General features: G+C 65.7%; 1 protein-coding gene. It reads right to left on the bottom strand.

Going from position 1 to position 673, the window contains the following annotated elements; all coding sequences use genetic code 11:
* Positions 1-74 precede the first annotated feature (74 nt).
* On the bottom strand, positions 75-673 hold a 599-nt coding region (locus BRAS3809_RS33800), incomplete at its 5' end, for an AAA family ATPase (RefSeq protein WP_035660381.1).

Below are 673 nucleotides of genomic sequence, written 5' to 3'. Positions count from 1 at the left end.
ACACGTGGAGAGACAACGCCAAGATCACGGACGTGTCCGTTTGCGGATCCAAGTGCCGGGTGGCCTTGCGGCCCCTACTCCGCCGCCTCGGCCAGCGGCTCGTGATCGCCGAGGTCGATGCCGCGGAAGATCGCGCAACGGCGGAAGACGGCGATAGCCGGGGGCACGCTCTTGTGGTGGCAGTATTTGGCGACCAGCTTGGCCAGCCCCTTGATGTCGCGGCCGGAGGCGGCGGGGAAGGTCTCCACAAGCTCATCGATCAGCGACGTCTCGACGCTCAGGCCAAACTGCTCGCACATCACGCGCCAGATCCGGCCGCGGGCATCGGCGTCCGGCGCCTGGAACTTGATCAGCGCGATACAGCGCGAGACGATGGCTTCGTCGATGTCGTCGATGCGGTTGGTGGTGAGGAACAACAGGCCGTTGAAATATTCGAGCACGCGCAGGAAGACGCCGACGACGGCGTTCATCGTCATGTCGTCCTCGCGCCGCTTGATGTAGACGTCGGCCTCGTCGATCAGCATGACCGCGCCCCAGCGCTGCGCGCGCGTCAGCGCGTCCTTGAGCGCACCCTCCATGGCGGCGACGTTGAGCCCGAGCTGACCGGAATGCACGCGGTACAAGGGACGGCCGATGATCTCGGCATAGACCTCCGCCGTCAGCGTCTTGCCGA

The sequence above is a fragment of the Bradyrhizobium sp. STM 3809 genome, assembly GCF_000239795.1.
GTDB lineage: Bacteria > Pseudomonadota > Alphaproteobacteria > Rhizobiales > Xanthobacteraceae > Bradyrhizobium.
This window is presented reverse-complemented; position numbering and strand designations above follow the sequence as displayed.